The sequence below is a fragment of the Acidovorax sp. CF316 genome (genome assembly GCF_000276605.1).
In the GTDB taxonomy this organism is placed as follows: Bacteria; Pseudomonadota; Gammaproteobacteria; order Burkholderiales; family Burkholderiaceae_C; genus Acidovorax.
In genome coordinates, this window is the sequence record NZ_AKJX01000128.1 from 22,637 (window position 1) to 30,424 (window position 7,788).

A 7,788-nucleotide genomic window follows, 5' to 3' on the forward strand; every position below is an offset into this window, starting at 1 on the left:
GCGCTCAGGGCTTGCGCGGCGCCGCCTTCCACTGCTCGCGCAGTTCGGCGCAGGCATCGCGCGGCGGCAGGGCCGGGGTGACCACGACCTGGTCGGCATCGTCATCCCTGGCCGCCGTCGTGGCCCCGGCCCGTGCCACCACCACCTTGGCCGCCACGCCAGCGCCCAGGTGCGTGGGCACGCCCAGGCTGCGCCAGACATGGCCGGCACCGGCCACCAGCAGCACCGTCTTGCCGGGCTGCAGGGCCGAGGTCGTGGTTTGCGCCATGCTGGCGTCGCGTGCGATCTGGATGCGGGCCATGGGCGCGATCTGGGCTTCGGGCAGCAGGCCGCAGTGGCCATCGCGGATCTCGGTGTACTGGCGCTGCAGCGCCGGGGCCGGCAGGTGCGCGTCCCATTGCGCCTGTCCAATGGTGGCGCGCATCTGGCTGCGCGGCAGGTTGCCGCCCAGCACCGGCACCTCTGCGCTGACCGCCGCCATCACCACCGGGCCGTACTTCGCCCAGGGCCAGGCCTTGTCCTGCCAGTTCAGGGCCGCCTGGGCCTCGGCGTCGGTGGCGCCCTTGGGCAGGCCGGCGGTGCTGCTGCCCTGCTCGGCCATCTCCATCACCACGGCCGCGAGCGCGCCGCGCGCGGCCAGCCACTGCACTGCCTCGCGCTGCAGAGCCTGATGCTCGGTGGCATCGTGCTGCTCGCCCAGCAGCAGCACGTCGGCGGGCAGCACCTGCTGCAGGCGGGCGGGCCAGACAGGGGGCGTCGGGGCGGGCGGGTGCGCGCAACCGGCCAGCGCCAGCGCCGCCAGCAGGGGCAGGGCCCGGCGGGCCATGGGAGGGGTGGATGGCGTAATGATTCGCATGCCGCCATGCTAACGGCCCGCCGTGTGCCACCCCCGACGGGGCTGAGGCCACGGTGGCAGTGTGGCTATACGGCCGATGTATGGTGCTGGTTTCGCCTCCCCGGCCGGGTTGCTGTGAGCGGGGGATCCCTGTCTTGTTTGATGGAGCGCAAGGACCTTCAGCCATGAAACGCGAAACATCCAGTGCTTTGACCGGCGCCACCTCCATGCAACCCATCAGCCTCGACGTCCTGCGCGAGAAGTACCTCAAGAACGGCGAAACCAGCGCCGACGACCTGTACCGGCGCGTGGCCCGCGCCCTGGCCTCGGTCGAGGCGCCCGCCCTGCGCGACAAGTACGAGGCGCTGTTCCTCGGCAACCTGCAGGCTGGCGCCATCGGTGCCGGGCGCATCATGAGCGCGGCGGGCACCGACATCCAGGCAACGCTGATCAACTGCTTCGTGCAGCCCGTGGGCGACTGCATCCAGGGCGTGGACGAGGGCGGCTACCCCGGTATCTACGAGGCCCTGCGCGAAGCGGCCGAGACCATGCGCCGCGGCGGTGGCGTGGGCTACGACTTCTCGCGCATCCGCCCCAAGGGCGCGCGCGTGGTGGGCACGGCGTCCACGGCCTCGGGGCCGTGCAGCTACATGAACGTGTTCGACCAGTCCTGCTCCACGGTGGAGAGCGCGGGCGCGCGGCGTGGCGCGCAGATGGGCGTCCTGCGCATCGACCACCCCGACGTGCAGGAGTTCATCACCGCCAAGCGCACGCCCGGGCGCTGGAACAACTTCAACGTCTCGGTCGGCGTGCCCGATGCCTTCATCCACGCCGTGGAAAGCGACGCACCCTGGGAGCTGGTGCACAAGGCCCGCCCCGGCGAGCCGCTGATCGCCCAGGGCGCCCACCAGCGCGCCGACGGCCAGTGGGTCTACGCCACGGTGCCGGCGCGCACGCTGTGGGACAGCATCATGCAATCGGCCTACGACTTCGCCGAGCCGGGCATCCTGTTCCTCGACCACATCAACGAGGACAACAACCTGCACTACTGCGAGGACATCGCCGCCACCAACCCCTGCGTGACGGCCGATACCTGGGTGCTCACCACCGACGGGCCGCGTCAGGTGGCCGAGTTGGTTGGCCGGCCCTTTGGCGCCGTGGTCGACGGGCGCGCCTACCGCGTGGAAAGCCAGGGCTTCTTCCAGACCGGCACACGTGCCGTGCTGCGCCTGCAGACGCGCGAGGGCCATGCACTGCGCCTTACAGCCGACCACCGCGTGCGCCGCGTGGCGCGCAAGACGCGCTACTGCCTGGAGGTGGAGTGGACCGAGGCGGCGCAGCTCTCACCCGGCGACGAGATCGTGCTGCATGACCACCGCGCTCTGCAGGGCTGGGCCGGTGCGGGCAGCGAGGCCGAGGGCTACCTGCTCGGCCTGCTTGTCGGCGATGGCACGCTCAAGGCCGACAAGGCGGTGCTCTCGGTCTGGGCACCCGAACTCAAGGCTGTGGGGCAGGGCGCGGTGGCCTATGCCGCCACCGGTGCCGCGGGCATCGTGCAGGCCGCTGAGGCCGCCGCCGCCACGCTGGAGCACCGCGCCGATTTCGGCGGCTTCCAGCGCCCGGTGGCCGGGCGCGGCGAGGCGCGCATGGCCAGTGGTGCCTTGCGCAAGCTGGCCCTCGGGCTGGGCATGGCACCCGGGCACAAGACCATCACCCCGGCCATGGAGCGGCAATCGTCGGACTTCGCGCGCGGCCTGCTGCGCGGCCTGTTCGATGCCGATGGCTCTGTGCAGGGCACGCAGGACAAGGGCGTCAGCGTGCGCCTGGCGCAAAGCGATGAGGCACTGCTGCAGACCGTGCAGCGCATGCTGCTGCGCCTGGGCATCGCCTCCACCCTCTACCGCGACCGGCGCCCTGCGGCCGAGCGCGCCCTGCCCGATGGCCGCGGCGGCCAGCGCCTGTACGGCACGCGGGCCCAGCACGAACTGGTGCTCAGCGGCGACAACATCGCGGTGTTCGCCGAAGGCATCGGCTTTGCGGACACGGACAAGGCCGAACGCCTCGCCAATGCCTTGGCCGGCTACCGCCGCGCGCTGCACCGCGAGCGCTTCACGGCCACCGTGCAGGCGCTGGTGGACGACGGTGTGGAGGATGTCTACGACGTGACCGTGGCCGACGTGCATGCCTTCGATGCCAACGGCATCGTGGCGCACAACTGCGGTGAACAGCCACTTCCTTCCTATGGCTGCTGCGACCTGGGCCCCATCATCCTGACGCGTTTCGTGCGCAACCCCTTCGGCTTCGGCGGAGTGGCCTCGTTCGACTTCGAGGCTTTTGCGCAGACCGTGGCGCTGCAGGTGCGTGCGCTCGACAACGTGCTCGACGTGACCTTCTGGCCGCTGCCGCAGCAGCGCGACGAGGCCATGGCCAAGCGGCGCATCGGCGTGGGCTTCACGGGCATGGGCAATACGCTGGCCCTGCTGTGCCTGCGCTACGACCTGCCCGAGGGCCGCGAGATGGCGGTGCGCATCGCCCAGGCCATGCGCGATGCCGCCTACCTGGCCTCGGTGGACCTGGCGCGCGAGAAGGGCGCCTTCCCGAAGTTCGAGGCCGGCCCCTACCTGTCGCAGGGCACCTTCGCGAGCCGGCTGCCCGAACCGATCCAGGACGCCATCCGCACGCATGGCATCCGCAACAGCCACCTGCTGTCCATCGCGCCCACGGGCACGGTGAGCCTGGCCTTTGCCGACAACGCCTCCAACGGCATCGAGCCGCCGTTCTCCTGGACCTACAAGCGCAAAAAGCGCGAGGCCGACGGCAGCACCAGCGAGTACGCAGTGGAAGACCATGCCTGGCGCCTGTACCGCGAGCTCGGCGGCAACGTGCTGCAGCTGCCCGAGTTCTTCGTCTCGGCCCTGGCCATGCCGGCCGAAGGCCACATCGCGATGATGGAGGCCGTGCAGCCGTTTGTGGACACGGCGATCTCCAAGACCGTGAACATCCCGGCCGACTACCCGTACGAGGGCTTCAAGGACCTGTACCTGCACGCCTGGCACGCACGCCTGAAGGGGCTGGCGACCTACCGGCCCAACAGCATCCTGGGATCGGTGCTCGAAACGCACAGCGCACCGGTGACGGCGGCCCCGGCACCGGCCGCGCCGCCGGTGGACCCGATGCGCACCGTGATCGAGAGCCGGCCCAAGGGCGGCCTGTCGGCCGTGGCCGAGAAGGTCGAGTACTGGACGCAGGAGGGCCGCAAAACCCTGTACCTGCTGGTCTCCTTCCTGCCCGTGCCCACGGGCGTGGGCAACACCACGGTGGACCGGGCCATCGAATTCTTCATGCCCGTGGGGCAGAGCGGCGAGTCCCAGCAATGGATCACCTCCAGCATGCGCATGCTGTCGCTGGCGGCGCGCGGCGGCTTCCTGGAGCGCGCGCTCAGCGACATGCGCAAGGTGGCCTGGGACCGGGGACCCGTGCGCCTGGGCACGCACCGCAAGGAAGACGGCACGCAGGTGCCCATGTGGCACGACTCCGAGGTGGCGGCCATGGCCTATGCCATCCAGAACATCCTGGCGCGCCGCGTGGCCGATCCGGTGCAGCAGCAGCTGCCGCTGGAAGAGCCTGCCGCACCGCCCGTGGCCGTGCCCCAGGCCATGGCGGGCAAGAAGTGCGTCGAATGCGGTGCGCATGCCGTGATCCGCAAGGATGGCTGCGACTACTGCACGCAGTGCGGGCACACGGGGGCCTGCGGCTGATGCGCGGCCTCTGCCTGCCTGTTTCCGGCCAGGAAAGCCTCGCATGGCGGTGATCCCCTGGCCGCTGCGGCCCGTACCCCATGGCGCGCCGCCGGCGGTGGACGCCACGGCGGCTGGCGCCTGGGCGCTCATGCGCACCCGCCGCACGGTACTGCCCAAGCGGCTGGTGGCGCCCGGCCCCAGCGCCGCCGAGCTCTCGGCGATCCTGGACGCGGCGGCCCATGCGCCCGACCACGGGCAGTTGCTGCCCTGGCGCTTCGTGCTGGTGCCCGAGGCCGCGCGCGTGGCCCTGGCCGAGGTGTTTGCCCAGGCGCTGGCCGAGCGCGACGCTGCCGCCACGCCGGAGCAACTGGCGCTGGCGCGCGAGAAGGCTTACCGCGCGCCGGTGCTGCTGCTGGCCGTGGTGGACGCTGGCCGGGGCGACCCGCGCATCGACCTGCCCGAACGCCTGGTGTCCGCCGGCTGCGCGCTGCAGAACATGCTGCTCATGGCCACGGCGCAGGGCTACGGCTCGGCGCTGACCAGTGGCCGGGCCCTGAAGTCGGCGGGCCTGCGTGCCCTCTTCGGGCTGGGCCCGGACGAACTGGCCCTGTGCTTCCTGAGCATGGGCAGCGTGCAGTCGCGCAAGGCCGCGGCGCGCACACGGCCAGGGGTGGGCTCCTATGTGAGCACCCTGGGCGCCGATGGCGTGGTGCTGCCTTTCGATCCGGCCGAGGGACGCGGTTGAAGCACCTGCCTGGATTCAACACCCCGGCCGTGGGTTTCGAGGAGCCTTTCGCGATGCTCGAGGCCTGCCACGAGCGGGTGCAGCGCACGCTGGCGCTGCTGGGCCGGCTGCGCGCGCATCTAGGGCAGCAAGGCAGCGACGAATCCGCCCGGCAGGCCGCGCGCGATGTGCTGCGCTACTTCGACATGGCGGCGCCCCTGCACCACCAGGACGAAGAACTGCACGTGTTCCCGCCGCTGCTGGCCCAGGGGGCTCCCGCGGTGGTGGCTTTGGTACAGCGCCTGCTGCAGGACCACCAGCACATGGTGGCCGACTGGGCCGCAGCGCGGCGGCCCCTGCAGGCCGTGGCGGATGGGCAGGCCAGCGCCTTCAGCGCGGCGGACGAGGCCGTGCTGGAGCGCTTTGCACTGCGCTATGCGCGCCACATCGAGGACGAGGAAGGCGTGGCCTACCCGGCCGTGCAGGGGTTGTGGGCGCCCGAAGCCCTGGCCCCGATGGGGCGCGAGATGGCTGCCAGGCGGCATTCCCCGCGTGCCGAGGCGGTCAGGCCAGCACAGCCTCCGGCCCGGTCGCGCGCAGCGCCGTGAGCGAGGCGCGCTGCACGCCCTGGGCATCGAAATTGGCGGCGGCCAGCCAGCGCTCGAAGCCGGCCTTGATGGTGGGCCATTCGCTGTCGACGATGGAGAACCAGGCCGTGTCGCGGTTGCGGCCCTTGTAGACGATGGCCTGGCGGAAGATGCCCTCGAAGGTGAAGCCCAGGCGCGCAGCGGCCTGGCGCGAGGGGCCGTTCAGGCTGTCGCACTTCCATTCATAGCGCCGGTAGCCCAGGTCGGCGAACACGTACTTCATCAGCAGGTACTGCGCCTCGGTGGAGATCGGCGTGCGCTGGAGCAGCGGTGAGAACGTCACGTGCCCGACCTCGACCACGCCGTTGGCCGGGTCGATGCGCATCAGTGCCAGCGTGCCCACGGCCTTGTCGGTGCGCTGGTCGATCACGGTGTAGTGCAGCGGGTCGGTGCTGGCGGCCGCCTGCTCGCAGTGGGCGCGGTAGCCGGCCTCGTCGGCAAACGGGCCCACGGTCATGTAGGTCCAGTTGCGGCCATCGGAGTCCTTCACATAGGCGGCATGCAGCTGCGCGGCATGGCGTGCGGCGTCCAGGGGTTCGAGGCGGCAGTAGCGGCCTTCGATCGTGTCGCGTGCGGGGCGCGGGCGGGCGCTCCAGCCGGGCAGGGCGGAGCCGACGGGTTGCTGGAAGGCGTTCAGGGTGGAAGCCATGTGGGGTGTCCTCGGTTGCAAGAGAAAAGGAAAGAAGAAAGCAGGCTCCCACGGTAAACTCGCCGTGGCATTGTGAAAAGTGCCAGAAGACGATGACTTTCAGGTGCCACGCATGACCGACGCTCTCGCCGAACCCCTGGTTCCCCAGACCCTGCTGGAGCAGGCGCTGGACCACAGCCCGGGCGCCGAGCCCCTGCGGCGCCAGCTGTTCCAGCGGCTGCGGCAGGCCATCCTGGACGGGCGGCTGGCCGCGGGCAGTCCGCTGCCCGGTTCGCGTGCATTGGCCGAGGCCCTGGCCCTCTCGCGCAACACGGTGACGGCCGCCTACGAGCACCTGTTGGCCGAAGGCTATGTGCTGTCGGACCGGCAGGGCACGCGGGTCGCCGCCTTGGCGCCCTCGGCCGCCGCAGCGGCGTGCGGCCAAGGGGTGGCAGCACCGGACCCCCGTACGGCGGCGCGCCTGGCGCGCATCCAGCCCAAGGCGCCGCGCCCGGGGCCGGCCCACTGGCTGAGCCCGGGCATGCCCGCCCTGTCGCAGTTTCCGCTGGCCGCCTGGCGCCGTGCGCTCGACCGGGCGCTGCGCGATGGCGGCCCTGCGGCCCTGGGCTATGGCGACCCGCTGGGCGAGAGGGTGCTGCGCACCGCCATTGCGCGCCACCTGGCGCTGGCCCGGGGCGTGCGCTGCAGCGCAGAGCAGGTGGTGATCACCGAAGGCGCGCAGGAGGCCCTGGTGCTGTGCGTGCGCCTGCTCACCAACCCGGGCGACACGGCCTGGGTGGAAGACCCCGGCTACCGGGGCGCCCAATCGGCCCTGCATGGCGGCGATCTGCACACGCTGCCGCTGCGCGTGGATGCGCAGGGCCTGGTGGCCGGCGAAGCCGACTGGCGCGAGCGCATGCCGCGCCTGGTCTACACCTCGCCCTCGCACCAGTACCCGGGCGGGGCGGTGCTTTCGGTGGCACGGCGCCTGGCGCTGATGGAGCAGGCGCGCCGCCATGGCGCCTGGATCATCGAGGACGACTACGACAGCGAGTTCCGCCACACGGGCGAGCCCATCGCCGCGATGCAGGGGCTGGCCGATGGGGCGCCGGTGCTCTACGTGGGCACCTTCAGCAAGACCATGTTCCCTGCGCTGCGCATCGGCTTTCTGGTGCTGCCCGAAGCCTTGCTGGCTGCCGTGCGCCAGCCGTTGG

The 7,788-nt window shown here is 71.5% G+C and carries 5 protein-coding genes and 1 pseudogene; 4 read left to right on the forward strand and 2 right to left on the reverse strand.

Going from position 1 to position 7,788, the window contains the following annotated elements; translation table 11 throughout:
- Nucleotides 1-4 precede the first annotated feature (4 nt).
- Entirely contained in the window at nucleotides 5-826 is an 822-nt protein-coding gene (locus PMI14_RS15810; RefSeq protein WP_007856011.1) for a ChaN family lipoprotein, read from the reverse strand.
- 194 nt (nucleotides 827-1,020) lie between these two features.
- Here PMI14_RS15810 and PMI14_RS15815 point away from each other — a divergent pair, with 194 nt between their 5' ends.
- From PMI14_RS15815 to PMI14_RS15825, 3 genes are read left to right on the forward strand one after another with little or no spacing between them, the layout of a single operon-like run.
- Entirely contained in the window at nucleotides 1,021-4,593 is a 3,573-nt protein-coding gene (locus PMI14_RS15815) for an LAGLIDADG family homing endonuclease (protein ID WP_007856012.1), read from the forward strand.
- 43 nt (nucleotides 4,594-4,636) lie between these two features.
- Nucleotides 4,637-5,320 carry a nitroreductase gene (locus tag PMI14_RS15820; RefSeq protein ID WP_007856014.1) on the forward strand — a complete coding sequence of 228 codons (684 nt, stop codon included), beginning with the start codon at nucleotides 4,637-4,639 and terminating at the stop codon, nucleotides 5,318-5,320.
- A gap of 53 nt (nucleotides 5,321-5,373) precedes the next feature.
- On the forward strand, nucleotides 5,374-5,907 hold the full coding sequence (locus tag PMI14_RS15825) for a hemerythrin domain-containing protein (protein WP_007856016.1): 534 nt from the start codon (nucleotides 5,374-5,376) through the stop codon (nucleotides 5,905-5,907).
- Here the strand turns inward: PMI14_RS15825 and PMI14_RS15830 are convergent.
- A pseudogene (locus PMI14_RS15830) lies at nucleotides 5,894-6,595 on the reverse strand (GNAT family N-acetyltransferase); the annotation flags it as partial. The gene PMI14_RS15825 and the pseudogene PMI14_RS15830 sit on opposite strands and share 14 nt — an antisense overlap.
- Nucleotides 6,596-6,707: 112 nt before the next feature.
- Between PMI14_RS15830 and PMI14_RS15835 the strand changes: the two are divergent.
- On the forward strand, nucleotides 6,708-7,788 hold a 1,081-nt coding region (locus tag PMI14_RS15835; protein ID WP_007856021.1), incomplete at its 3' end, for a PLP-dependent aminotransferase family protein.